Source organism: Pseudomonas atacamensis (assembly GCF_017167965.1).
In the GTDB taxonomy this organism is placed as follows: Bacteria; Pseudomonadota; Gammaproteobacteria; order Pseudomonadales; family Pseudomonadaceae; genus Aquipseudomonas; species Aquipseudomonas atacamensis.
Map to the genome: position 1 here is coordinate 4,355,224 of NZ_CP070503.1, position 25,656 is coordinate 4,380,879.

A 25,656-nucleotide genomic window follows, 5' to 3' on the forward strand; every position below is an offset into this window, starting at 1 on the left:
ACTACCTCAGCCGTTGGGCCCTACTGTCGCAACGATGGTCACTTGCTTGTTGTCCGGTACTTCCTGGTAGGCCAGCACATGCAGGCCTGGCACTGCGAGGCGGCCGAAGCGCGAGAGCATCGCGCGAATCGGGCCTGCTACCAGCAGGATCACCGGTTGGCCTTGCATTTCCTGCCGCTGGGCCGCTTCGATCAACGAACGCTGCAGCTTCTCGGCCATGCTCGGCTCCAGCAGAACGCCCTCTTCCGAGCCTTGTCCTGCCTTCTGCAGACTATTGAGCAATATCTGTTCCAACCTTGGTTCCAATGTGATTACAGGCAGCTCGGACTCAGTGCCTACAATGCTTTGGACGATTGCACGGGATACGCCGACCCGCACAGCGGCGACCAGCGCGGCGGTATCTTGACTCTTGGCAGCGTTGTTCGCGATCGCCTCGGCGATGCTGCGGATGTCACGCACCGGCACGTGCTCAGCGAGCAGCGCTTGCAGAACTTTGAGCAACTGCGACAGCGAAACCACGCCCGGCACCAGCTCTTCTGCCAGTTTCGGCGAGCTCTTGGCCAGCAATTGCATAAGTTGCTGCACTTCCTCGTGGCCGATCAGCTCACTGGAGTGCTTGTACAGAATCTGGTTCAAGTGGGTGGCGACCACGGTGCTGGCGTCGACCACGGTGTAGCCGAGCGATTGCGCCTGGGCGCGCTGGCTGATTTCGATCCACACCGCCTCCAGGCCGAAAGCCGGATCTTTGGCGTTGATCCCGTTGAGCGAGCCGTACACCTGGCCCGGGTTGATCGCCAGTTCGCGATCCGGGTAGATCTCGGCCTCGGCGAGGATTACGCCCATCAGCGTCAGGCGATACGCGCTCGGCGCCAGATCGAGGTTGTCACGGATGTGCACGGTCGGCATCAGGAAGCCCAGATCCTGCGAGAGCTTCTTGCGCACGCCCTTGATCCGCGCAAGCAATTGCCCACCCTGATTGCGGTCCACCAACGGGATCAGGCGATAGCCGACTTCCAGGCCGATCATGTCGATCGGCGTCACGTCGTCCCAGCCCAGCTCCTTGGTTTCCATGGCGCGGGCCGGCGACGGCAGCAGTTCCTGCTGACGCTTGACCTCTTCCAGCGCCACAACCTTGGCGACGTTCTGCTTCTTCCAGAACAGGTACGCGCCGCCCGCAGCCAGCGCCGCCATGCTCAGGAAGGAGAAGTGCGGCATGCCTGGCACCAAGCCCATCACCGCCATCAAACCAGCGGCCACCGCCAGCGCTTTCGGCGAGGCGAACATCTGGCGGTTGATCTGCTTGCCCATGTCTTCCGAGCCGGAAGCACGGGTCACCATGATCGCCGCTGCTGTAGATAACAACAGTGATGGCAATTGCGCCACTAAACCGTCACCGATAGTCAGCAAGGCGTAAACCTTGCCCGCATCGCCGAAGCTCATGCCGTGCTGGAAGATACCCACAGCCATGCCGCCGATGAGGTTGATGAACAGAATCAGCAGGCCGGCGATCGCGTCACCACGGACGAACTTGCTGGCACCGTCCATCGAACCGTAGAACTCCGCCTCTTGGGCGACTTCCTGACGGCGCGACTTGGCTTGGTTCTGGTCGATCAGGCCGGCGTTGAGGTCGGCGTCGATCGCCATTTGTTTGCCGGGCATCGCATCGAGGGTGAAACGCGCGCTCACCTCGGAAATCCGCCCGGCACCCTTGGTCACCACGACGAAGTTGATGATCATGAGGATCGCGAAGACCACGATACCGACCACGTAGTTACCGCCGATCACCACCTCACCGAAGGCCTGAATCACCTTACCGGCAGCGGCGTGGCCGTCCTGACCGTGGAGCATCACCACCCGCGTCGACGCCACGTTCAAGGCCAGCCGCAGCAGCGTCGCCACCAGCAGAATGGTCGGGAACACGGCGAAATCCAGCGGCCGCAGCGCATACACGCAGACCAGCAGGACGACGATCGACAGAGCGATGTTGAAGGTAAAGAAGACGTCGAGCAGGAACGGCGGTACTGGCAACATCATCATCGCCAGCATGACCAGCAGCAACAACGGCACGCCCAGATTGCCTCGACTGAGGTCGGCAACGTTGGTGCGTGCTGTATTGAATAACTGAGTGCGATCCACCGGTTTTCCCCGTTCCTTTAAAGCAAACTTTTGACGCCCCGAACGGGCGCAGGGCGGCTATTGCAAGAAGCTTTCCAACTTTTGCCGGGGAATGAAATAGAGCGGTTTTACTTGGGATTATCGACTGATTGGGCTGACCCCTTCGCGAGCAGGCTCGCTCCCACAGTTTGAAATGCATTCCCAATCGGACATTTGGAATACGGCCCCTGTGGGAGCGAGCCTGCTCGCGAAGAGGCCTTCGAATGCGGCGCATTTTTTCGATTTAAACGAAGCTGTTTAAAAGACACCTGCAGACACGGTCTCAAGGCTACAAATCCTTGCGCCATTGCCTACAGCCAAGCCAGAATCCGCCGGCTTGTGCGCTTTGGGGGCGGATTCTATTGTGGTCCGGTCGCTGACGAATCAGCGATCGGGTTTAGCGACTCGAACTCATGTCAAAGGTGCATCAGCGTTCCAGGCTTCGTTGCGGATCTGTATGTTCGCGATTTCGTCATGGTGGCTGTATGCGGGAGACCTTCGGGTCTGCCGGGTGCCTTTGACCGGTTCGCTAACCCGCGTACAGCCGCCACCCTCCCTGTTTAGCGACAGGTTGTAGCGGCTCCACTTCAAAGGAGCTTCACCATGATCAAACCAACACCCAACCCACCCGAAACCGACCCCACCTCCCCCTACGAATCCCTCGACTCAAAAAAACTCCACCAAGCCGCCGACCGCGCCCTCGACCACTACCTCTGCCCACCCGGCTCGACCCCGCCGCCCTTCAGCCCCCGCGCCATGTACGCCGTCACCGCCGACACCAAAAACGAAGACCTGCTGGCCAACGCCTGCGAAACCCTCGCCTCGGCTAAAACCATCGCCCAGGAATTCGCCGGGCTGGTAAAGCCATCCCAGCGCCGAACGCTGATGGGCATTGCGCAACTGATCATGCTCGGGGAATTGGCGGTGAATCGGGTGCTGGATAATCTGGAATTGCCGCAGTAGCGACACGCGATGATCGTTCCCACGCTCCTGCGTGGGAATGCCTCAACGGACGCTCTGCGTTCGGCTTTGGAAGGGACGCGGAGCGTCCCGGGCTGCATTCCTTTGCTGCGCGTGGGAACGATCATAAAGAACCGCCGCCCCGTTCAGCAGCTTTGCGAACGGTTGCTCAATACCGAAGGATTTTCACTTTTCCATTCTTGGTCCTGGGCAATTCGAACTCGACTTCGCCGCCCACTTTGACCTTCGCATGCAGGGCATCAGGCACTGGAATGCTGAACCGGTACTCTTTGGCCGTCAGAAAAAAACCCGTGGCTTCGGCAAAGGACAGGCATCGTCCCGAGGGCTTCGGCGTGATGGTGCCTTTGCCGGTTTTTTCATCGTAGCTGCTGAAAATACCTTTCATGGTCGCGCTCCCTTGCACTCGCTAGCCTGACCGCGCCAAGTTCGCGGTGCCACCTTGCATCAAACTGCAAAATCACGGCGAGGGCACCTGTCAGAGTTGACAGTAAAGGGAGGCCTCAGACCAATGGCCGCGCAGCAACTCAGGAATCCCGACGCAAAATCCGGCATCTCAAGCTGCATGAATTTGTTGGCCAAAGCGATTTCGCGGATTTACAGGGCGATGAACTCGCTGCCCTTGCGCCAGCAGCCCGAGACGCTTCGTGTCAAATCCCGCGACGAGGCTCTGACCGCTTGTCTGAAACATGCATTTACCTGTCAGATATGACAGTGGGCAAAATTCACAGACGAGTATGTGATAGCGCTTCACCCATTTGCCTGCCTCTCAAGGGCCAGGAGCGCGTCATGGACACTGAATCAACTATCGACATCCAATCCGACGAGGTGATTGAAGTTTTAAAACTGGTCCCGGTATTCATACCTGGCTGGGTGACCCCGGTGAAACCCTCCGGTCTTGCTGATGGCAGTGTTCCCAGACGCCTATTCTCCGGCACACCGGAAAGTGTGCGGTGCGTGGTCGATCCGTGGACTTTATTGCTGAACCGAGGCGTGGCGACGCTAGCTGAATATGAATCAGTCGAATTATTTATTAATGCAGGGAAAACCCCCGTATACAGCGCCGTTATCGAGCCCGGCGAGGAAAATAAGCGAGTCGCGCTGAACGCTCCGAAAGCCAAGTTCATAAACGGCATTAACAAACTGCATTACGTAGTTAAACGGTTAAGCGGCAATGAGGAGTCATCGGATATCTTGCACGTGCTCTACCATCTGCACCCCCACGCCAACTTCAAGCTGATTATTCCATCGGAGGTAATCGCTTATGGTGTTACCGCTGAACTGGCCAAGAGGGGCGTAACGTTCGAAATGAGCTACACCACTAAAGAACCATTCGATCAGGTGCAATTACGACTAGGCAATGCAACATTCATGATGGAGGTCACAGATCCCTCGGCGCCAGTGAGCGTAACGCTGTATACCGATGACTTTGAAAACTTTATTGACGGCGAGATCAATGCCAATTTCGAGGTGACGGACCAATTGGGGAACTTTGGCGAATCGCCGAATGAGACGCTGAATATTCGTCTTAAGGAAAATTTCCCGGCCCCTACCCTCACCAACGTATTGGACTCGAACAATAACGAAGTGCCTGAAGGTGCCAGCACTATCAGCACCAAGTTAATCCTCAAGGGCACCGCCAGCAAAGGCAGGGAAGTCGAGATTTTCGATGGTAGCGGTCCGAGCGCAGTGTCGAAAGGCAAAGTAACCGCTAGTTCAATCGATGGGGCTTGGCAGCACACCATCACCATCACAGTCGGCGGTCACCGCTTGTATGCTAAATCGCTTTACCACCCTACCCCGGTTTATTCAAACGTACGCAATCTGACAGCGGTAGCAGCCCCGGCGCCCACACTGACCTCCGCTAGAGGCTTCCCAAGCGGGACTGCAATTGCCAACAATGGGTCTACTTTCGAAACTTCCGTAACGTTGAGCGGTACAGCAGCAGCTGGCCAAAAAGTTGAAATACTGGATGGTATTACGCCCAAAGGCCAACCCACCGCCGATGAGACGACCGGCGTCTGGCAGGTGCTTTTATCCGGGCTGGGCCTGGGTCTACATGTTTTCAAAGCCAGGGCTTTATATGGGCAGGAAGCTGAATCAGCCACATGGACTGTGACTGTAGCTGTTGATACTTGGAGAGATTCGATTACCGACTTCAATGGCAATGCGGGAAGCTGGGCGTTCGGATCAGCCTCGAGAACAGCCCGAATTCTCAACGGTTATTATGAAAACTACACTTATGACGTCGCGGGCAACTCAGGGGTTTTACTGAGCCAGACGTTTCAATTCGATGCAGCAAGAACTTACAGCTTTAGCTATCGAATAGCCAATGTTAGCCCCCAGCCCGATAACCAACCACCGAGGATCAGCGTCAGTACCTCCAGCGGCCTGGCGATTTTGGGAATGTTTGTTGTTCCTCGCAATGGCGCCTATTACGAGCAAACTGCTCCGTTCAGAGTACCGGTAAGTGGGCCCTACACAATTTACATATCGAATCATGAAGATCGGGGAGGGTATGGCGGAGCAAACGGTGGAAATGACTTCCACATCGACTACATTCATGTACGGCGGTTATAAACAAAGACAACGCATCTTCAGGCAAAAAAACGCCGCCCCATACAATCGGGACGGCGTTTTTTTGTTTCGTCCAGTCCGGTCAAGAATCCCGACGCAAATCCGGCGGAATCGGCAAATCATCCTTCAACGGATCCGGCCGTTTGCCCTTGCCCGCCTGGTGCTGGCGGATCTGGTAGACGTAAGCCAACACCTGCGCCACTGCCAGATACAGCCCGCCAGGAATTTCCTGCTCAAGCTCAGTTGAGTAATAGATCGAGCGCGCCAGCGCAGGCGACTCGAGCAGCATGACGTTGTTGGCCACTGCGATTTCGCGGATTTTCAGGGCGATGAAGTCGCTGCCCTTGGCCAGCAGCACCGGCGCGCCGCCCTTCTCCGAGTCGTATTTGAGCGCGACGGCGTAGTGGGTCGGGTTGGTGATGACCACGTCGGCTTCGGGAATCGCTGCCATCATGCGCCGCTGGGACATTTCGCGCTGGGTCTGGCGAATGCGTTGCTTGACCTCGGGGCGGCCTTCCTGATCCTTGTGTTCGTCGCGCACTTCCTGCTTGGTCATCTTGAGCTTCTTCATGCTCTCCCAGATCTGCACCGGCACGTCGACGGCGGCGATGATGATCAGACCGCAGGCCAGCCACAGCGTGCTCCAGCCCACCAGCAGGACGCTGTGAATGATCGCCATATCCAGTGGTTCGTGGGCTATGCGCAGCAAGTCGTCGACGTCGGCGGACAACACCAACAGCGCCACGCCCAGAGTAATCAGAAACTTCGCCAGGGCTTTGAGCAGTTCGACCACAGCCTTGAACGAGAACATGCGTTTGAGGCCGGCGGCCGGGTTCATCCGGCTGAATTTGGGCGCCAGCGACTTTGCGGCGAACAGCCAGCCACCGAGGGAGATCGGCCCGATGATGGCGGCGAGCAACAGGGTGATCATCACCGGCTGAATCGCCAGCAAGGCGATCAACCCTGACTCCAACAGAAAACGGCCCATGGCGCCCTGATCCATGACCACTTCGCGGGACAGGGTGAAGTTCAGGCGCATCACGTCCATCATTTCTTGCGCAAGCATGCCGCCGAAAATCAGCAGCGCAGAGGCGCCAGCCATCATCACGGCGAGGGTGTTGAGTTCTTTGGAACGGGCGATTTCACCCTTCTCACGGGAGTCCTTTTTGCGTTTCTCCGTGGGGTCTTCTGTCTTGTCCTGACCGCTTTCGCTCTCTGCCATGACTCAGCGCGCCCGTGCCAGTTCGCGTAGCAACTGCAAGGCCTCGCTGGCCAGCGGTTGATACTGGTTGAGAATGTCCGCCAGGCCCACCCAGACGATGAACAGGCCGAGCACCAGGGTCAGCGGAAAACCGATCGAGAAGATGTTCAGTTGCGGCGCGGCGCGGGTCATCACGCCGAACGCGATGTTTACCACCAACAGTGCGGTGACGGCCGGCAACACCAGCAGCAATGCGGCGCCGAGTACCCAGCCGAGTTTGCCGGCCAGTTCCCAGTAATGCGCAACCATCAGACCGCCGCCGACCGGCAGCGTGGTGAAGCTTTCAGTGAGGACTTCGAATACCACCAGATGGCCGTTCATCGACAGGAACAGCAGCGTCACCAGCATGGTGAAGAACTGCCCGATCACCGCCACCGAAACGCCGTTGGTAGGGTCGATCATCGAGGCGAAGCCCATACCCATCTGCACCGCGACAATCTGCCCGGCGACGGCGAAGGCCTGGAAGAACAGTTGCAGGGAAAAGCCGAGCACGGCGCCGACCAGAATCTGCTCGCCGATCAGCAGCAGGCCGCTGAGATCCAGCGGGCTGACGGCGGGCATCGGCGGCAGCGCCGGGGTGATGACCACGGTGATCGCCACGGCGAAATACAGGCGCACGCGGCGCGGGATAAGGGTGGTGCCGAACACCGGCATGACCATCAGCATCGACGCCACGCGAAACAGCGGCAACATGAAAGACGCCACCCAGGTGCTGATCTGGGTGTCGGTCAGCTGAAGCAGCGATTGCATGGCTTAGCCGATGACCATCGGAATGTTTTTGTACAGCTGGATGATGTATTCCATGAACGTCTGCACGATCCACGGACCGCCGATGATCAGGGTCACCAGCATCACCAGCAGACGCGGCAGGAAGCTCAGGGTCTGTTCGTTGATCTGCGTGGCGGCCTGGAACATCGACACCAGCAGGCCGACCAATAGGCTCGGCACCACCAGGATGGCGACCATCATGGTGGTCAGCCACAGGGCTTCACGAAAGATATCGACCGCGACTTCCGGCGTCATGGCGACACACCTCCAAAACTGCTGGCCAGAGTACCGATGATCAGCGCCCAGCCATCGACCAGCACGAACAGCATTATTTTGAACGGCAGCGAGATGATCAGCGGCGAGAGCATCATCATACCCATGGCCATCAGCACGCTCGCTACCACGAGGTCGATGATCAGGAACGGGATGAAGATCATGAAGCCGATCTGGAAGGCGGTTTTAAGCTCGGAGGTCACGAACGCCGGCACCAGAATGGTCAGCGGCGCCTGATCCGGGCTGGCGATGTCGGTGCGCTTGGACAGGCGCATGAACAGCTCCAGATCGCTGGTGCGGGTCTGCGCGAGCATGAAGTCCTTGATCGGCACCTGAGCCTTTTCCACCGCCTGCTGGGCGGTGAGGGTTTCCGCCAGATACGGTTGCAGCGCGTCGTTGTTCACCCGGTCGAACACCGGCGCCATGATGAACAGCGTCAGGAACAGCGCCATGCCGGTGAGGATCTGGTTCGACGGCGTCTGTTGCAGGCCGAGGGCTTGACGCAGGATCGAGAAGACAATGATGATCCGCGTGAAACTGGTCATCAGGATGACCGCTGCCGGAATAAAACTCAGCGCGGTCATGATCAGCAGGATCTGCAGACTGACCGAATATTCCTGCGCGCCGTCGGCATTGGTGCCCAGCGTGATCGCCGGGATCGACAACGGATCGGCGGCGAACGCCAGCGGCGCGGCCAGCAACAGGACCAGCGTCAAGACGATGCGGAGCGCACCCATTACTTCGTATCCTTTTGGTCCTTGCCAAGAATCTTCAGCAGATGCTGAGCAAATTCCGGCGTCGCTTTTTCACTGGCGGTGGGGACTTCGACCGGCTCTTTGAGCACATGCAGCGCGGTGATGGTGCCGGGGCTGAGGCCGAGCAGAATCTGCTCGTTGCCGACCTGCACCAGCACCAAGCGATCACGCGGACCGAGCGCGCGGGAACCGATCAGCTCGATCACCTGGCCCTTGCCCGCCGGCCCCGCCTGTTGCACGCGGCGCAACAGCCAGGCGAGGAAGAAGATCAAGCCCAGCACCAGTAGCAAACCGAACACCAGTTGCGTCAACTGACCGGCCACGCCGCTGTTGACCATCGGCGCGGTGGCGGCAGGTGCGGCAGTGGTTGCGCTCGGCTCGGCAGCCAGCACGCTCAACGGCCATGCCAGCAGCACCCAGAGAAACCTTTTCACTCAGCGCAGCTTCTTGATGCGTTCGCTTGGGCTGATCACGTCAGTCAGGCGGATGCCGAACTTCTCGTTGACCACCACTACTTCGCCGTGGGCGATCAAGGTGCCGTTGACCAGCACGTCGAGCGGCTCACCGGCCAGACGATCAAGCTCGATCACCGAACCCTGGTTGAGTTGCAGCAGGTTGCGGATGTTGATGTCGGTGCTGCCGACTTCCATCGAGATCGACACCGGAATGTCGAGGATCACGTCCAGGTTCGGGCCATCGAGGGTCACCGGATCGTTGTTCTTCGGCACGCTGCCGAACTCTTCCATCGGCAGACGGTTGGAGCTGGAAGTGCCGGCGTCGGCGGCCAGCAGTGCATCGATGTCAGCCTGGCCGGCATCACCGGTTTCTTCCAGGGCCGCAGCCCATTCATCGGCCAGTGCCTGGTCGTCCTGCGCGTTCATATCGTCGTTCATCATGTGTCCTCGGCGGGCAACAATTCGGTTAAATACGGGGGTGAAAAGCGCCGCCTCAGCGACGCTCGATCGGCTCGATCACCTGCAACGCGAGGTTGCCTTTGTGCGAGCCCATCTTGACCTTGAAGGCCGGCACGCCGTTGGCGCGCATGATCATGTCTTCCGGCATCTCGACCGGGATCACATCCCCCGGTTGCATGTGCAGGATGTCGCGCAGCTTCAACTGGCGGCGGGCCACGGTGGCACCGATCGGCACGTCGACATCGAGCACGTCCTGGCGCAGGGCGTTGACCCAGCGCTCGTCCTGATCGTCGAGGTCGGACTGGAAACCGGCGTCGAGCATCTCGCGCACCGGCTCGATCATCGAGTACGGCATGGTCACGTGCAGATCGCCGCCACCGCCATCGAGTTCGATGTGGAAGGTGGAGACCACAATCGCTTCGCTCGGGCCGACGATGTTGGCCATGGCCGGGTTCACTTCCGAGTTGATGTACTCGAAATTGACTTCCATGATCGCCTGCCAGGCTTCTTTCAGATCGACGAAAGCCTGCTCCAGCACCATGCGCACTACGCGCAGTTCGGTCGGGGTGAACTCACGCCCTTCGATCTTGGCGTGACGGCCGTCACCACCGAAAAAGTTGTCCACCAGCTTGAACACCAGTTTGGCGTCGAGGATGAACAGCGCGGTGCCGCGCAGCGGTTTGATCTTGACCAGGTTGAGGCTGGTCGGCACGTACAGCGAGTGCACGTATTCGCCGAACTTCATCACCTGCACGCCACCGACGGCCACGTCCGCCGAGCGGCGCAGCATGTTGAACATGCTGATGCGGGTGTAGCGGGCAAAGCGTTCGTTGATCATTTCCAGCGTCGGCATGCGTCCACGGACGATGCGATCCTGGCTGGTCAGGTCGTAGCTTTTGACACTGCCGGGTTCGGCAGCATTATCGGTCTGTACCAGACCATCATCGACGCCATGCAGCAGCGCATCGATTTCATCCTGGGACAGCAGATCCTGCACGGCCATGTCGTGTTCCTACTGCAGTACGAAATTAGTGAAAAGCAACTGTTCGATGACCACTTTGCCCAGTTCTTTCTGCGCCACTTCCTGGACGCTGGCGGTGGCCTTCTGGCGCAACATCTCTTGCCCGACCGGGGTCGCCAGTGTGGCGAAATCCTGACCGGAGAAGAGCATCACCAGGTTGTTGCGGATAACCGGCATGTGCACTTTGAGCGCGTCCAGATCGGCCTGATTACGCGCCAGCATGGTGATGCTCACCTGCATGTAGCGCTGACGGCCGTTCTGGTTGTAGTTGGCAACGAAGGCCGGCGCCATCGGCTCGAAAATCGCCGCCTGCTTGCCGACCGGCGCTGCTTCAGCGGCCTCGGCAGGCTTGCTCTGCGCGCCGTGCATGAAGAACCAGGTCGCCCCGACGGATGCACCAATGGCCACCAGCAACGCCAGCACGATCACGATGATCAGCTTGAGTTTGCCTTTGGTTGCGGGGTCTTTTACTGCTGCAGCTTCGCTCTTCGCCATGCCAATAATCCGTCACTAATCGGGGGTTTCACAGTCGCACGGCAAGGCAAGAGCAAGTGTTATGCCAGAAGTGTCAGCGCGTCATCTGAACGGCGCCATAAACAAATGTGGGAGCGAGCCTGCTCGCGAATACGATGTGTCAGTCAACATGTATGTTGAATGTCACATCGTATTCGCGAGCAGGCTCGCTCCCACATTGGGTATTGCGTTGCGTCAGGCGTAATAGTCGACCGCGCTGCTGCCAATTACGCTAGCAGTTTGCGCCGCCACTTCAGCGACAGTAGCTGGTGCCAATTCCTCATCCGCCGAATCCAGGCGTCCGCCGGCAGCGCTGGTCCGGCCACTCTGGCCCTGCTGCGCCTGCTCCTGGCCTTGCTGCCCCTGCCAGCCACGGTTCTGGTCGGCGACGTTGACGTCGACCTGGCCCATGCCCTGCTGGTTGAACATGTCGCGCAGGCGGTGCATCTGGCTGTCGAGCGCTTCACGTACGCTTGGGTGCGCGCTCATGAAGGTGACCTGGGTCTGCTGATCGGGAACCATGTTCACGCGGATATCCAGACGCCCCAGCTCCGCCGGCTGCAACTGAATGTCGGCGGCCTTCAGGTTGACGCTGGACAGGTACATGACGCGGTTGACCACTTCTTCGGTCCAGCCGCTCTGGTGCATGGCGATCGGCTGATTCACCGGCAGCGCATTCGCGGTTTTCGGCGTAGCGGCCTGGGTCAGTGCCGCGAGACGGTTGGCGAAGTCGTCGACACGGGTGTCGCTGGTGGCGGACTTCAGATCCTTCAGGCCATCGTCGATCAGCCCGCTGAAAGCTTGTTCGCCGCCTTGGCTGGTGCTGTCCTTGTCGGCCTGCACGTCGAGCATGCTGGCCATGCCGGCGGCAAAGTTCTGCGCGGCGGTCAATTCGCCGCCAGCCTGAGCTTGAGCAGGCGTGGCTTTCGGTTGCGCCTGGCTGGCGGCAGAAATATGCCCGCCCTGCTCCATCGCCATGCGCACGGCCGGCAGGGAATCGAGCGGGTCGGCTGTCGGATCAAATTCGCTGTCGGTAGCCGCCGGATCTTTGACCATGCCCGACACGACCGCCAATGCAGGCGTTTCGGTTTCCGGCTGGGCTGGCGTGGCGACTGTTGGTGCTTGCACCACCGGCGTTGCCACCAACGGCTGAACGACTTGCGCCAATGCCGGATCAAGCGCCGGGTCTACAGGCGCGGCATCGGCCACAGGGGTTTGTACCGTTTCAGTGGTGTCATCGGCAGTGGCAGTCGCGTCGTCGCTCGTCGCCGCTTTGTCGGCAGGCAACGCTTTGCCGCTATCGGCAACTGCTGGCTCGGGCGCGGCAGACTGATCTTCGCCGATATCCTTTTTGCCGCTGCTGTCCGCGACCTTGTCGCGTGCCGGCTTGACTGAATTGTCAGCACTCACGGCAGGCTTGGCCGGCGCCTGATAGGCGAACACTCTGGCGAAGCTGGAGGCGTTGTCCCCGGCGTCTGCGGCCATTGCCGACGATTTGGCAGAGGCGGCTTGTGCCTTGGCCTGAGCGGCGGTCTGAAGAAGAATGTTGGGGGTCGCAGGCATGACACGGTCTCCGCTGCACTGGGATCGTAGGTACAGTTGAGCAAGATGACTGCAAGTGCCGGGCCAGTTTGGCCAGACACTTGCGAAAAGCGCCGGGCGGCGACTTCAGTGGATGTGGGCGTGGTGCTTTTCGCTTTCGTACACCGGGCGTACTTCGGCGAATTCGGAATGGATATCGGCCACCAGTTGAGCGAGCGCTTCCGGACTTTTGTTCTTGGCATTCGACTCAAGGTCCTGGCACAACTCGGCCAGTCGAACCGCGCCCATGTTGCTCGCGCTGCCCTTGAAGCTATGGGCTACATCGGATAGCGCTTTAGCGCTGGTGCTGTCCTGCAACTCGTGCAGGCGGCTTTGCGAATCTGCCAGAAAAGTCTCCAGCAATTCCGTATAGCCGTCCTCCATCACCTCGCGCAAAGTATCGAGGACTTCGCGATCTACATGTGTGTCTGTCACTTGCTCACTCCTTGATCAAGAATGGGCGGATTATGCCTCAATCTCCCAGAAAAACTCCACGCTGGCACTACGACCCTGGTCCGACCAACTGGCGTTGCGCCCCAGTTGCCGGACCAGCCCGATGCCGCGTCCCGACAAGCGGGCGTTATCCACGGGCCGCTCCATGACCCGCGCCACATCAAAGCCCTTGCCGCTGTCCTCGACGCGAATGACCAGCCGCCCGCCCTCGCCTTGCGGCTGGACCTGCAGATGCACGCGCACGAAACCGTCTTGCAGCGCCTCCAGCCGCGCCGCGCGCATTTCATAGTAGCGGGCGAAACCTGCCGCATCGCGTTTAAGGCTGGAATCCAGCCCGAGCACGCCGTGCTCCAGGCCATTGGAATACAACTCGGCGAGCACGCTGTACAGCGCCCCGCTCTGCGCGCGCAGGCCATGCACCTCAAGCAGCAACTGCAAGAGGAACGGCAACGGATTGAAGCGCCTGAGCGAGGCGCCGCGAAATTCGAAACTGGCCGACCAGTCCAGCGGGCACGACTGGCCGCTGTCGGAATACACCGGCGCCGCGCCGTGCGTCTGCGCCGACTCAAGCAGACTGACCTCGACCATGCTTACATCATCACGGGCCTGTCCGCGAAAATCGCGCAGTGCCTGTTCGATATCCTCGAACAACCGATCCGGCTCGCGGTTCGCCGCAAATACCTGCTGCAAGCGTTCGACACCGAACAACTGGTCATTGGCATCGCAGGTATCGATCACTCCGTCCGATAGCAGAAACACCCGATCATCGACGGCCATCGGATACACATCCGTACGGTCATCGAAGGCTTGCGCGCTGAGAATCCCCAGGGGCAAATGCCGCGCCGGCAAGGGCACGCGCTCGCCACTGGCCATGCGATGCAAGTAACCGTCGGGCATGCCGCCGTTCCACACCTCCACCGAACGGCTCTGGAAACTCAGACTGAGCAACGTAGCGCAGCAGAACATGTCCACCGGCAGGATGCGCTTGAGCTTGGCGTTCATCTCGCGCAGGGTTTCGGCCAGGCCATAGCCCTTGGCGGTCATCCCGTAAAACACTTCGGCCAGCGGCATCGCCCCCACCGCTGCCGGCAAGCCATGCCCGGTAAAATCGCCGAGCATGACGTGCATCTCACCGGCCGGCGTGTACGCCGCCAGCAACAAGTCACCGTTGAACAGCGCGTAAGGCGATTGCAGGTATCGGATGTTCGGCGCGCTCAGGCAACCGGAATGCGCGACCTTGTCGAACACCGCTTTGGCCACGCGTTGTTCATTGAGCAGATAGTCGTGATGTCTGGCGATCAGATCGCGCTGCTGCAGGACCGTTGCCTGAAGGCGGCGCAAGCGATCCATCGCCTTGATTTTGGCGGCGAGTATCACTTGGTTGTACGGCTTCGCCAGAAAGTCGTCGCCGCCAGCCTCCAGACACCGAGCCAGCGCTTCACTCTCGGTCAGCGAGGTGAGGAAGATGATCGGCACCAATGCTTCACCCGCCAGTGCCTTGATCTGCCGCGCCGCTTCGAAGCCGTCCATCACCGGCATCAGCGCGTCCATCAACACCAGATCGGGCTGCTGTTCTTTGAACGTTTCCACCGCCTCGGCACCATTGGCCGCCGTCAGCACCCGATGGCCCTGACGGCGGACAATGGTCGACAGCAGCAGCCGGTCGGCGGCGCTGTCTTCGGCGATAAGAATGGTCAGCGGCTCTTGCGCCTGCATGGGCGTCAACTGATGTCGAAGAGTTTGTCGAAGTTGGAAATCGCGAGGATTTTCTTCACATCGGAGCTGCTGTTGACGACACGGATATCCGACTCGTCGCCGCCGGCGTGATCACGCAGCAGAAGCAGCATGCCCAGCGCTGAGCTGTCGAGATAAGTGGCCTCTTTGAGGTCGACCACGATGGATTCGGGTTTGTGTGGGAGCCGTTCATACGACTCGCGAAATTCCTGATGGCGACCGAAATCGAACCGGCCTTTGACGGCGATGGTGAGCTTTTTCTGGTCTGGAGAGACTTCTGTAACGACTGACATTGACTGGCTTCCTTGTCATTGACGAACCTGTACAAGGTGTAGCACCTGGATAGGGTTGGGGCAAGGCGCAACGGTTGAACAAGTGTGGGAGCGAGCCTGCTCGCGAAGGCGTTCTGGCAGTTGACTACAGGGTTGACTGACACGGCGCTTTCGCGAGCAGGCTCGCTCCCACAGGGTTTGGCGGTGTGATTTAGAAGGCATCACGCCGTGGCAAACGCTGTGACAGTTCATCGAGCAGCTTCTGCTCGCGCTTGTCTTCCAGGCGTTGCGCTTCATCACGATAGCGCTGCACCAGTTTGCGCAAACCCTCGACGCGGGCAAACGCCTGCTGCCATTCCTCACGCGCCTTGTCGAGCTTGTTCTGGTGCCAGACCAGGCTCTGCCGTTGCTGGTCGACGGCAGTATCGAGTTGCGCCAGGAAACCCTGAAAACCCAGCAGCCATTGCCCGGTCACGCCGGTGCTGCCGCGCACGATCCACTGCTGCGAGTAATCCAGACGAAAGGCATTGAGGTCGGCCAGTTTGCTTTCGGCAACTTTGACCTGGCCCTGAAAGTAGGCGAGGCGCTGCACGGCGGCTTTCTCGGCCTTTTCGGCCATGTCCACCACCGGTGCCAGGCGCGCGGCGCGGCTGACGGCCATGGCCGGTTACCCGCCCGCCGCAGGGGCGAACAGGGTTTCCAGATAGGCCTGGCTCTCACCCAGATTGATTTTGTCGTTGAGGCCTTGGCGCTGATACCTGACCAATTGTGGTTGCAGGGAAATCGCCAGATCGGTCTCGCGATCGCCACCGGCCACATAGGCACCGACGCTGATCAGATCGCGGCTCTGCTGATAGCGTGACCAGAGCTGTTTGAAATACTGCGCGCGCTGCATGTGATCCGGCGAAACCACCGCCGGCATCACCCGGCTGATCGAGGCTTCGATGTCGATCGCCGGATAGTGACCTTCCTCGGCCAGGCGTCGTGACAGCACGATATGGCCGTCGAGCACACCCCGCGCCGAGTCGGCAATCGGGTCCTGCTGGTCGTCGCCTTCGGACAGTACGGTGTAGAACGCCGTGATCGAACCACCGCCCTTCTCCGCGTTACCGGCACGCTCCACCAGTTTCGGCAGTTTGGCGAACACCGAGGGCGGATAGCCCTTGGTTGCTGGCGGCTCACCGATGGCCAGAGCGATTTCCCGCTGGGCCTGGGCGAAACGGGTCAGCGAGTCCATCAGCAGCAGAACGTTCTTGCCCTTGTCGCGGAAATACTCGGCGATGCGCGTGCAATACATTGCCGCGCGCATACGCATCAGCGGTGCGTCGTCCGCTGGCGAGGCGACCACTACCGAACGTTTGAGGCCTTCTTCACCGAGAATGTGTTCGATGAATTCTTTAACTTCGCGACCACGCTCACCGATCAGGCCGACGACGATGATGTCGGCCTCGGTGAAGCGGGTCATCATGCCCAACAGCACCGATTTACCGACACCGGTACCGGCGAACAGACCCAGACGCTGACCACGGCCGACCGTCAGCAAACCGTTGATGCAACGGATGCCGACGTCCAGCGGTACGCTGATCGGATCACGGTTGAGCGGGTTGATTGTCGGGCCATCCATCGGCACCCAGTCTTCGGCTTTCATGCCGCCCTTGCCGTCCAGCGCGCGACCGGCGCCGTCGAGGACACGGCCGAGCATGCTCATGCCCATCGGTAAACGACCGGTATCGGCCAGCGGCACCACACGGGCGCCCGGGGCAATCCCGGCGACGCTGCCGACCGGCATCAGAAAGACTTTGCTGCCGGAAAAACCCATGACTTCCGCTTCCACCTGGGACGGGTGATAGCTGTCGTCGTTGATCACCATGCAGCGGGTGCCCATGGCGGCGCGCAGGCCTTCGGCTTCGAGGGTCAGGCCGACCATGCGCAGCAGCCGACCTTCAAGGATCGGCGCGCCGGCAATCTCGGTGGCCTCGGCGTAGGTGCTCAGGCGCTTGGCGAAGCTGGTGCGTTCAAGGCGCATCGCTGGCGTCCGCGCGCGGCTCGTCAGAGTCGACAGCCACTGGGGTGTCTTCGGGAATGTCCAGACTCAAGTCCGGCGTTGCCGGGTGCAGGGCTTGCTCGTGCAATTGGTCGAACAGCTTGGCCATGACCTGGGTCACGCGCGATTCGACGCTGGCGTCGATGCGGCTGTGTTCGGTTTCAACCCGGCAGCCGCCCGGCAACAGCGACTCATCTTCAACGATGCGCCAGGTTTCTTCGTGGCGTTCGCGCAGGGCTTTGACCTGGGCGAAATCCTGCGGATTGACGTACAGACGCACGTTTTCCACGCCCAGCGGCAATAGCTTGAGGGCATCGCGCATGACGTGTTCGATCTGCGTTGAATCGATGGCCAGTTCGCGCTTGATCACCTGCTTGGTGATGTGTTGCACGAGGTCAACCAGCGACTTTTCAATCTGGGTGTCTTGCTCGGCGATCGGTTCGAACAGGTTGGCCATCAACAGCTCAAGGCTGGCGATTTTCGCCGCCAGCGCTGTTTCGGCTTCCTGACGCACCTTCAGCGTGGTGCTGTGAAAACCTTCTTTTTCGCCGATGGCGAAGCCCTCGTTGTAAGCCTCCTGACGGATGCTTTCGAGTTCCTCCAGGGTCAGTGGCTGGACTTCTTCCAGCGGCACTTCTTCCATTTCCGGCGGTTCGGGCTCCGGCTCAGGCTCGGGTTCCGGTTTCGGCGGGTCGAAGCTGGGCAGCGCCCAGGATTCGAAACCACGAACATCGCGGGCGCGGATCAGATCCGTCACAGACTCGTCAGGCTTATCCATGGGCTTAGATCATTTCCTCGCCGCCCTTGCCACCGAGCACGATCTCGCCGGCTTCGGCCATACGACGGGCAATGGTGAGGATTTCCTTCTGCGCGGTTTCGACATCGCTGACGCGCACCGGGCCTTTGGCCTCGAGGTCGTCGCGCAACAGTTCGGCAGCACGCTTGGACATGTTCTTGAAGATCTTTTCCTTGACGCCTTCGTCCGATCCCTTGAGGGCCAGCACCAGCACATCGGAAGAGACTTCGCGCAACAGCGCCTGGATGCCACGGTCGTCGACGTCGGCAAGGTTGTTGAACACGAACATGAGGTCTTCGATCTGACCGGACAGGTCTTCGTCGACTTCGCGGATCGAGTCCATGAGTTGGCCTTCGATCGAGCTGTCGAGGAAGTTCATGATGTCGGCCGCACGCTTGATGCCACCCAGGGTGGTGCGCGAGGCGTTCGAGTTGCCGGAGAACTGCTTCTCGAGAATCTGGTTGAGTTCTTTCAAGGCGGCCGGTTGCACGGTGTTCAACGACGAGACGCGCAGGATGATGTCCAGACGCACCTTGTGGTCGAAGTTGCCGAGCACCTCACCGGCCTGATCCGGATCGAGGTACGCGACCACGATTGCCTGAATCTGCGGGTGTTCGTAACGGATCACGTCAGCGACTGCACGCGGCTCCATCCATTTCAGACTGTCGAGGCCGCTGGTGTTGCCACCGAGCAGGATGCGGTCGATCAGGCCGTTGGCCTTGTCTTCGCCCAGGGCCTGGGTGAGCATCTTGCGCACGTAGTCGTCGGAACCGACGCCAAGGCTGGTCTGATCGCCGACGATGTCGACGAACTCGCTCATCACCTGCTCGACCTGTTCGCGATGGACGTTGCCCATCTGCGCCATGGCCACGCCGACGCGCTGAACCTCTTTGGGTCCCATGTGGCGCAGCACTTGCGCAGCATCGGTCGAACCCAGGGACAGCAGCAGAATCGCGGCTTTGTCGACCTTGGTCAGTTTGACGGTGGCGGCTCGGTTATCACTCATCTGCGTTAATCCACTCTTTCACGACCTGAGCCACGCGACCCGGGTCTTCAGCTACCAGACTCTTGATTGCATTCAGCTGCGCGTCATAACCCTCGCTCGGGCTCGGCAACAGAATGCTCTGCGGACCACCGAGGCTCACGCGGTCGTTGGCCAGTTCGCCGTCCAGGCCGCCCATGCCACCAAGTTCCACGTCGCTGCCCAGACCGGCCAGCTCCTTGCCTTTGCCACCGCCGGTGATGTTGTTGAGCACCGGACGCAGCACACCAAACACCAGTACGAGGATGAACAGCACACCCAGCACTTGTTTGACGATGTCCCAGAACCATGGCTGGGAGTAGAACGGAATATCTGCAATCACCTCGCCACGCTCGGCGGAGAACGGCATGTTGATCACGCTGACGCTGTCGCCACGGCTGGCGTCGAAACCGACGGCGTCCTGCACCAGACGAGTGAAGCGCGCCAATTCGTCGGCGCTCCACGGCGCACGACTGGTTTCACCGTTGGCCGGGTTGATCTTGACCTGATCGTCGACCACCACCGACACCGACAGGCGATTGAGACGGCCCTGCTGCTGCTTGGTGTGGCTGATCGAACGGTCGAGCTCGAAGTTCTTGGTCGATTGTTGACGCTTGTCCGCCGGGTACGGCGCGAGCATTGGCTGGCCGGTGGCCGGGTCCATGATCTGCTGACCGTTGGCGTCAACCAGTGGCTGACCCGGCTGGATCATCCCGGCCGGTGCGGCGGTGCCACCGGTGGTCTGCGGCGCCGAGGCAGGCGCCGGTGGCTGGTTGCTCAGGGCACCCGGCACACCTTGCGGACCATTGCTGGCGGTGCGTTGTTCGTTGACCGACTGCTCGCTGCGCAACGCCGGTTGGTCCGGGTTGAATTGCTCGGCAGTCGATTCGACGGCACTGAAATCGACGTCGGCCGAAACTTCAGCCTTGTAGCGATCGTTGCCCAGTACCGGTTGCAGAATGTTGTGCACGCGCTGGGTGAGCATGCTTTCCATGCGGCGGCTGTAATCGAACTGCTTGCCGGCCATGGTCATTTCCGAGTTCTCCGCCTGATCGGAGAGCAGGTTGCCCTTCTGATCGACGACGGTGATCTGCGATTTGCTCAACTCTGGCACAGAAGTCGCCACCAGGTTGATGATCGCCACCACCTGACCCGGCTCCAGCGAACGCCCGCTGTACAGCTCGACCAGTACCGAAGCGCTTGGCTTGCGCTCGTCACGGACGAACACCGAACTCTTCGGAATCGCCAGGTGCACGCGGGCACCCTTGACGTTGTTCAGGCTGGAGATGGTCCGCGCCAGTTCGCCTTCGAGGCCGCGACGATAACGGGTCGCTTCCATGAACTGGCTGGTGCCCAGACCCTGTTCCTTGTCGAGGATTTCGAAACCGATGTTGCCGTCGCTGGGAGTGACACCAGCAGCAGCGAGTTTCATCCGCGCACGGGACAGGTCGTCGGCCTTGACCAGCAAGGCGCCGGAATTGGGTTCTACGTTGTAAGGGATGTCAGCGGCGGCCAGGGTTTCCATGACCTGCTTGGCGTCCATGCCGGCAAGGCTGCCGTACAGTGGACGGTAATCCGGCTGCTGCGACCACAGCACCACGGCAAAGCCAATCGCCACGCTCGCAGCCAGACCGACCAACAGGCCGACCTGACGCAGCACGGTCATCTGGGAAAGGTTTTCCAGAAAGGACAGGCCGAACAGCGGCGGTTTGCCGTCGATCGGGGTGGCCTTGGCCGGAACGTTATCAGCGACTGCTTCTGCCATGACTTATTTCGCCCTTAAACCGGCATCTGCATGATGTCTTGGTAAGCCTGGACCAGCTTGTTGCGCACCTGGGTCAGAGCCTGGAACGACACGCTGGCTTTTTGCGACGCAATCATGACGTCAGTCAGGTCGACACCGCTCTTGCCGATCTCGAACGCGTTGGCCAGTTGAGTCGACGCCTGCTGGGTATCGCTGACTTTATTGATCGCCTGACCGAGCATGTCGGAAAAGCTGCTGCCCGCGATTTCAGGGACAGCGGCAGTCGATTTACGCGCAGACATGGCATCCACTTTCATGGCCTGCATGTCCATCATCAACCGATTAAATTCAATACCTTGGCTCATGGTCTACTCTCTTGGGCGGCCCGCAATTTTTTGACACTCACTCGGCGGGTACACAGGTATTAGCAACAAGGGTGCCAGCTAGTGGGCACCCTTCTGAGAAAAGCATCTGGAATGTTTTGCAGCATCGATCAGGTGGCGAACAGATAGCCTTCGACGTCCATCCCGGCGTCGCGCATTTGCGCGAGCTTGTAGCGCAGAGTTCGCGGGCTGATGCCGAGCTTTTCGGCAGCTTCCTTGCGCCGGCCACGCTCAGCGCGCAGGGTGTCGATGATCATCTGAAACTCCCGGCGGCGCAGGTCATCGCCCAGGGCGCCGGAAGAATCCGCCTCGATTTCCACCTCGCGGATCACCGATGCCGGGACCGGCAACGGCGCAAATGTCACCGCACCGCTCAGGCAAAAATCCTGCGGCTGAATCAAACCGCCCTGCTGCAGGATCAGCGCGCGCTGAATGGCGTTGTCCAGCTCACGCACATTGCCCGGCCACGGGTACGCGGTCAGACATGCTTGAGCTTCGGGGGACAGCTTCGCTGCTGCGTGCTTCATTTTATTGACGTGTTTGGCCAACAACTTTTCCGCCAGCGGCAGGATATCGGCAGTGCGTTCGCGAAGTGGACGCCAGGCCAGAGGGAAAACCGACAAGCGGTAAAACAGGTCTTCGCGAAAACGCCCCGCCGCCACTTCGCCGGCCAGATCGCGGTTGGTCGTGGCGACCACGCGAATATCCAGACTGATTGGCTTGCGCGCGCCCACTCGTTCCACTTCCCGTTCTTGCAGCACGCGCAATAGCTTTGCTTGCAGGCCGAGGGGCATTTCGGAAATTTCATCGAGCAGAATGGTGCCGCCGTCCGCCTGCTCGAACTTGCCGGCCTGCGAAGCGATGGCGCCGGTGAACGAACCTTTCTCATGACCGAACAATGTCGCTTCGAGCATGTTGTCGGGGATCGCCGCGCAGTTGATTGCGATAAACGGCTGGCTGGCCCGCCGCGACTGCTGGTGGATATAGCGTGCCAGCACTTCTTTACCGGTACCGGACTCGCCGGAGATCAACACAGTCGAGTCACTGCGCGCGACCCGTGCCGCCAGCTCAAGCAACTGCGCACTGGCCGGTTCAACGGCGACCGGACCGTCCGCTTCGCCCGCGTCAATGCTGCCCAAGGCATGGCGCGCCACCAGATCGAGCAGCGCTTTGGGTTCGAACGGCTTGACCAGATAATCCGCCGCGCCTTGACGCATCGCATCGACCGCACGCTCGACAGCGCCGTGGGCGGTCATCAGCAGCACCGGCAATTGCGGTTGGCGTGCGCGCAGCAACGCGAGCAACTGGTGGCCGTCCATACCCGGCATGTTGACGTCACTGACCACCAGGCTGAAGGCTTGCTGCGCCACGGCCGTCAGCGCTTCTTCGGCGCTGCCGACGGCGTGATAGTCGTGGCCGGCGAGCAGCAGCGTATCGGCCAGCGCTTCGCGCAACGAACGGTCATCCTCGACCAGCAACACCTTGATGCCCATGACGTTTATTCAACTCCCTGTGCAGCGGAAAACAGTGGCAGGCTGACCTGCGCGCAGGTGCCGCGCCCGACTCGCGAGCGCAGGGTCAATTCTCCCTGATGCGCACGGGCCACCGCTTTGACCACGGTCAGGCCGAGGCCTGTGCCGGTGACTTTGGTAGTAAAAAAAGGCTCGCCGAGGCGCGCCAAAACTGTCGGCTCAATGCCGCTGCCGCTGTCGCTGACACACAGACGCAGGGTGTTGCCTCTGGTGTAGCAATGCACTTTCAAGCGCGCTTCGCCGGCGCTGGCCTGAATGGCGTTTTCAATCAGATTCAGTAATGCCCCGACCAGTGTGTCGCGGTTGCACAGCAGCTCACCGGCATGGCTGTCGCACTGCCAGCGGATCGGCAGATCCTGCACATGGGTCAGCGCCGCTGCCTGCAGCGATTGCATCAAGGCATTTGGCGAAATGCGGTCGGTCAGCGGCAATTCACCGCGAGCGAACACCAGCATGTCGCGCACTTGATGTTCGAGTTCGTGCAGACGCTCTTTCAGGCGCCCGGCAAAGCGTTGCTGGGTTTCCACCGGCAATTGCTGTTCGGTCAAATGGCTGGCGTAAAGCAAAGCGGCGGACAGCGGCGTGCGAATCTGGTGGGCCAGCGAGGCAACCATGCGCCCCAGCGACGACAAACGCTCATGCCGTGCCAGTTGATCCTGCAGATGCCGGGTTTCCGTCAAGTCGTTGAGCAACACCAACTGCCCCGGCTCGGCATCCAGCGAGCGGGTGGAAATCGACAGGCGTCGACCGTTTTTCAAGGAGATTTCGTGACCGTCGTCTTCACGGGGAGCGAAGCAGCGTGCGATCACATGGCGCCAGAGTTCGCCTTCGAGTGGCGAGCCGAGCAGATCGATGGCGGCCGGGTTGGCTTCGCGTACCAGACCGTGACCGTCAATGACGATGACGCCGCCGGGCAACAGGTCGAGGAGGTTTTGCAGGCGATTGGCCAGGCGTTCTTTTTCCGCCAGTTCCTGCATGCGCTGGGCGCTGACCACGGCCAGCTCACCCTTGAGTTCGGTGACCCGCGCTTCGAGCAGGCTGTAGGAGTCGGTCAGCTGGCTCGACATCTGGTTGAACAGCTGGAAGGCCTGCTCAAGCCCCTGACGACTTGCCTGCTCTACGGACGAGGGTTGCCCCACGATATTGGAGGCAGAAGAGATCTGGGCGGCTTGGGGCATTGGGCTCTCTCGCTTGGCTGACCGTCAGTGAAACGGAACGTTGCGAGGGCTGTAGCAATACCCGTGCCTAAAAAAAACTGCTTATAAATGAAGCGCTTGAAAAACAGGCGTCAATCATCCGCCTGTTCGTCTCCTCCAGCCCGGCTCATGCCGTATTTGCGCATCTTCTCGACCAGGGTGGTGCGACGGATGCGCAGACGTTCAGCGGCGCGGGCAACAATGCCATTGGCATCGTCCAGCGCTTGCTGAATCAGGCCCTGCTCCAGACCACCGAGGTAGTCCTTGAGGTCGAGGCCTTCCGGCGGCAGCAGTGCACTGGCGCTGAAGTCAGGCGTATGGCCGTTGATCGCCACGCGCTCTTCCAGATCGCTGCGCAGGCTGTCGACCATCTGCTCGTCTTCGTCGTCGACGTAGCGGAATTTCTTCGGCAACTCGACCACGCCGATCACGCCGTACGGGTGCATGATCGCCATGCGCTCGACCAGGTTGGCCAGCTCGCGGACGTTGCCCGGCCAGCCGTGACGGCACAGCGACATGATCGCCGCCGAGTTGAAACGGATCGAACCGCGCTTCTCGTGCTCCATGCGCGAGATCAGTTCGTTCATCAGCAGCGGGATGTCTTCGACGCGCTCACGCAGTGGCGCCATCTCGATCGGGAACACGTTCAGGCGATAGTAGAGGTCTTCGCGGAACGAGCCGATCTCGATCATGCTTTCGAGATTCTTGTGCGTTGCGGCAATGATGCGCACGTCGACGCTCTGGGTCTTGTTGCTGCCCACGCGTTCGAAGGTGCGCTCTTGCAATACGCGCAGCAGCTTGACCTGCATCGGCAGCGGCATATCGCCGATTTCGTCGAGGAACAGCGTGCCGCCGTTGGCCAGCTCAAAGCGCCCGGCACGGCTGGTGATCGCGCCAGTGAAAGCGCCCTTCTCGTGGCCGAACAGTTCGCTTTCGAGCAGCTCTGCAGGGATCGCCCCGCAGTTGACCGGCACGAATGGCGCGTCGCGGCGTTTGGAGTGGTAGTGCAGGTTGCGCGCGACCACTTCCTTGCCGGTGCCGGACTCGCCAAGAATCAGCACGCTGGCGTCGGTGTCGGCCACTTGCTGCATCATCTGCCGCACGTGCTGAATCGCACGGCTGGTGCCGACGAGGCTGCGGAATAGATTGGGTTCGCGATGACGGCCGCGCTCGCGAGCCTGATCGTACATCTCGCGATAGACCTGGGCGCGGTGCAGCGAATCGAGCAATTTGCTGTAGCTAGGCGGCATTTCCAGGGTCGACAGGACGCGGCGACGCTGGTCTTCAGGCAGGTCAACGGAAGAATTATCGCCCATTAACAAAACCGGAAGGAACTCATCCCAGGTTGCGAGTGTCTTTAGCAAGCCCAAAAGCGCGCCAGGAGCATTGACGGTCCCGATCAGTACGCAAATGACTTCACGACTAGACGACAAAGAGCCGACAGCCTGCTGCCAGTCATGGCTGCCGCAGGGCAAATTTTCTTCGCCAAGAAAATTCAGAATCACCGCCAGGTCGCGGCGGCGGACGCTATCGTCATCGATCAGCAGAATTTTGGTTTCACGCCACATGCAATAGCAACTTCCCTAGTCAACTCAATGCCCGAAAAATAAGGCAAGCGAGACGCTTGCAGGACACCATGTGCCTGTAGACGCCCTAAACCTGATAATAGCCACTAGTTAAGTCAAA

General features: G+C 60.2%; 26 protein-coding genes. 3 read left to right on the forward strand and 23 right to left on the reverse strand.

The window, feature by feature from the left end; translation table 11 throughout:
• Positions 1 to 6: 6 nt before the first annotated feature.
• Positions 7 to 2,136: a flagellar biosynthesis protein FlhA gene (gene flhA, locus JWU58_RS19855; protein WP_016771062.1), complete on the reverse strand. Its 2,130-nt coding sequence runs from the start codon at positions 2,134 to 2,136 to the stop codon at positions 7 to 9.
• 621 nt (positions 2,137 to 2,757) lie between these two features.
• Between flhA and JWU58_RS19860 the strand changes: the two genes are divergently transcribed.
• Entirely contained in the window at positions 2,758 to 3,117 is a 360-nt protein-coding gene (locus tag JWU58_RS19860) for a DUF6124 family protein (RefSeq protein WP_042610027.1), read from the forward strand.
• A gap of 166 nt (positions 3,118 to 3,283) precedes the next feature.
• On the opposite strand, the gene JWU58_RS19865 is transcribed toward JWU58_RS19860, so the two are convergent.
• Positions 3,284 to 3,520 (reverse strand): hypothetical protein, encoded by a 237-nt coding sequence (locus tag JWU58_RS19865; protein WP_122611575.1) that lies wholly within the window; start codon positions 3,518 to 3,520, stop codon positions 3,284 to 3,286.
• Between the two features lie 123 nt (positions 3,521 to 3,643).
• Between JWU58_RS19865 and JWU58_RS19870 the strand changes: the two genes are divergently transcribed.
• Positions 3,644 to 3,844, forward strand: a complete 201-nt coding sequence (locus JWU58_RS19870) for a hypothetical protein (protein WP_110602072.1) — start codon at positions 3,644 to 3,646, stop codon at positions 3,842 to 3,844.
• 77 nt (positions 3,845 to 3,921) lie between these two features.
• Positions 3,922 to 5,712, forward strand: coding sequence for a hypothetical protein (locus JWU58_RS19875; protein WP_206420835.1), 1,791 nt, complete (start codon positions 3,922 to 3,924; stop codon positions 5,710 to 5,712).
• A gap of 79 nt (positions 5,713 to 5,791) precedes the next feature.
• On the opposite strand, the gene flhB is transcribed toward JWU58_RS19875, so the two are convergent.
• From flhB to JWU58_RS19980, 21 genes are all read right to left on the reverse strand, one after another.
• Positions 5,792 to 6,931, reverse strand: coding sequence for a flagellar biosynthesis protein FlhB (gene flhB, locus JWU58_RS19880; RefSeq protein ID WP_024012110.1), 1,140 nt, complete (start codon positions 6,929 to 6,931; stop codon positions 5,792 to 5,794).
• A 3-nt stretch (positions 6,932 to 6,934) separates the two neighbouring features.
• Entirely contained in the window at positions 6,935 to 7,720 is a 786-nt protein-coding gene (gene fliR / locus JWU58_RS19885; protein ID WP_073472764.1) for a flagellar biosynthetic protein FliR, read from the reverse strand.
• Between the two features lie 3 nt (positions 7,721 to 7,723).
• Positions 7,724 to 7,993: a flagellar biosynthesis protein FliQ gene (gene fliQ, locus JWU58_RS19890; protein WP_016771067.1), complete on the reverse strand. Its 270-nt coding sequence runs from the start codon at positions 7,991 to 7,993 to the stop codon at positions 7,724 to 7,726.
• Positions 7,990 to 8,748, reverse strand: a complete 759-nt coding sequence (gene fliP, locus JWU58_RS19895) for a flagellar type III secretion system pore protein FliP (protein WP_016771068.1) — start codon at positions 8,746 to 8,748, stop codon at positions 7,990 to 7,992. Before fliP ends, fliQ begins: the two co-directional genes overlap by 4 nt.
• Positions 8,748 to 9,200 carry a flagellar biosynthetic protein FliO gene (gene fliO, locus JWU58_RS19900; RefSeq protein WP_160768180.1) on the reverse strand — a complete coding sequence of 151 codons (453 nt, stop codon included), beginning with the start codon at positions 9,198 to 9,200 and terminating at the stop codon, positions 8,748 to 8,750. Before fliO ends, fliP begins: the two co-directional genes overlap by 1 nt.
• Positions 9,201 to 9,659: a flagellar motor switch protein FliN gene (fliN, locus tag JWU58_RS19905; protein WP_016771070.1), complete on the reverse strand. Its 459-nt coding sequence runs from the start codon at positions 9,657 to 9,659 to the stop codon at positions 9,201 to 9,203.
• Between the two features lie 55 nt (positions 9,660 to 9,714).
• The gene (fliM, locus tag JWU58_RS19910) at positions 9,715 to 10,683 is read right to left on the reverse strand and encodes a flagellar motor switch protein FliM (RefSeq protein WP_003222890.1); all 969 of its coding nucleotides are present in this window, start codon (positions 10,681 to 10,683) and stop codon (positions 9,715 to 9,717) included.
• 9 nt (positions 10,684 to 10,692) lie between these two features.
• Positions 10,693 to 11,196, reverse strand: a complete 504-nt coding sequence (fliL, locus tag JWU58_RS19915; protein ID WP_016771071.1) for a flagellar basal body-associated protein FliL — start codon at positions 11,194 to 11,196, stop codon at positions 10,693 to 10,695.
• 213 nt (positions 11,197 to 11,409) lie between these two features.
• Positions 11,410 to 12,777, reverse strand: coding sequence for a flagellar hook-length control protein FliK (locus JWU58_RS19920; RefSeq protein WP_206420836.1), 1,368 nt, complete (start codon positions 12,775 to 12,777; stop codon positions 11,410 to 11,412).
• 105 nt (positions 12,778 to 12,882) lie between these two features.
• On the reverse strand, positions 12,883 to 13,230 hold the full coding sequence (locus JWU58_RS19925) for an Hpt domain-containing protein (RefSeq protein ID WP_123442841.1): 348 nt from the start codon (positions 13,228 to 13,230) through the stop codon (positions 12,883 to 12,885).
• A 30-nt stretch (positions 13,231 to 13,260) separates the two neighbouring features.
• Positions 13,261 to 14,964 (reverse strand): ATP-binding SpoIIE family protein phosphatase, encoded by a 1,704-nt coding sequence (locus JWU58_RS19930; RefSeq protein ID WP_277425668.1) that lies wholly within the window; start codon positions 14,962 to 14,964, stop codon positions 13,261 to 13,263.
• Positions 14,965 to 14,969: 5 nt separating this feature from the next.
• Positions 14,970 to 15,275, reverse strand: coding sequence for an STAS domain-containing protein (locus JWU58_RS19935; protein ID WP_016771075.1), 306 nt, complete (start codon positions 15,273 to 15,275; stop codon positions 14,970 to 14,972).
• Positions 15,276 to 15,465: 190 nt separating this feature from the next.
• The gene (fliJ, locus tag JWU58_RS19940; protein WP_016771076.1) at positions 15,466 to 15,915 is read right to left on the reverse strand and encodes a flagellar export protein FliJ; all 450 of its coding nucleotides are present in this window, start codon (positions 15,913 to 15,915) and stop codon (positions 15,466 to 15,468) included.
• Positions 15,916 to 15,921: 6 nt separating this feature from the next.
• Positions 15,922 to 17,280 carry a flagellar protein export ATPase FliI gene (gene fliI / locus JWU58_RS19945; protein WP_016771077.1) on the reverse strand — a complete coding sequence of 453 codons (1,359 nt, stop codon included), beginning with the start codon at positions 17,278 to 17,280 and terminating at the stop codon, positions 15,922 to 15,924.
• The gene (fliH, locus tag JWU58_RS19950) at positions 17,270 to 18,076 is read right to left on the reverse strand and encodes a flagellar assembly protein FliH (RefSeq protein WP_136492203.1); all 807 of its coding nucleotides are present in this window, start codon (positions 18,074 to 18,076) and stop codon (positions 17,270 to 17,272) included. Before fliH ends, fliI begins: the two co-directional genes overlap by 11 nt.
• A gap of 4 nt (positions 18,077 to 18,080) precedes the next feature.
• Positions 18,081 to 19,100, reverse strand: coding sequence for a flagellar motor switch protein FliG (gene fliG / locus JWU58_RS19955; RefSeq protein ID WP_016771079.1), 1,020 nt, complete (start codon positions 19,098 to 19,100; stop codon positions 18,081 to 18,083).
• Positions 19,093 to 20,880, reverse strand: a complete 1,788-nt coding sequence (gene fliF, locus JWU58_RS19960; RefSeq protein ID WP_071171439.1) for a flagellar basal-body MS-ring/collar protein FliF — start codon at positions 20,878 to 20,880, stop codon at positions 19,093 to 19,095. Before fliF ends, fliG begins: the two co-directional genes overlap by 8 nt.
• A gap of 14 nt (positions 20,881 to 20,894) precedes the next feature.
• The gene (fliE, locus tag JWU58_RS19965) at positions 20,895 to 21,224 is read right to left on the reverse strand and encodes a flagellar hook-basal body complex protein FliE (protein WP_016771081.1); all 330 of its coding nucleotides are present in this window, start codon (positions 21,222 to 21,224) and stop codon (positions 20,895 to 20,897) included.
• A 128-nt stretch (positions 21,225 to 21,352) separates the two neighbouring features.
• Positions 21,353 to 22,735 (reverse strand): sigma-54-dependent transcriptional regulator, encoded by a 1,383-nt coding sequence (locus tag JWU58_RS19970; protein WP_206420838.1) that lies wholly within the window; start codon positions 22,733 to 22,735, stop codon positions 21,353 to 21,355.
• Positions 22,736 to 22,740: 5 nt separating this feature from the next.
• Positions 22,741 to 23,952 carry a sensor histidine kinase gene (locus JWU58_RS19975; protein ID WP_016771083.1) on the reverse strand — a complete coding sequence of 404 codons (1,212 nt, stop codon included), beginning with the start codon at positions 23,950 to 23,952 and terminating at the stop codon, positions 22,741 to 22,743.
• A 110-nt stretch (positions 23,953 to 24,062) separates the two neighbouring features.
• A complete protein-coding gene (locus tag JWU58_RS19980; RefSeq protein ID WP_016771084.1) occupies positions 24,063 to 25,538 on the reverse strand; it encodes a sigma-54 dependent transcriptional regulator in 1,476 nt (491 codons plus the stop codon).
• Between the last annotated feature and the right edge of the window lie 118 nt (positions 25,539 to 25,656).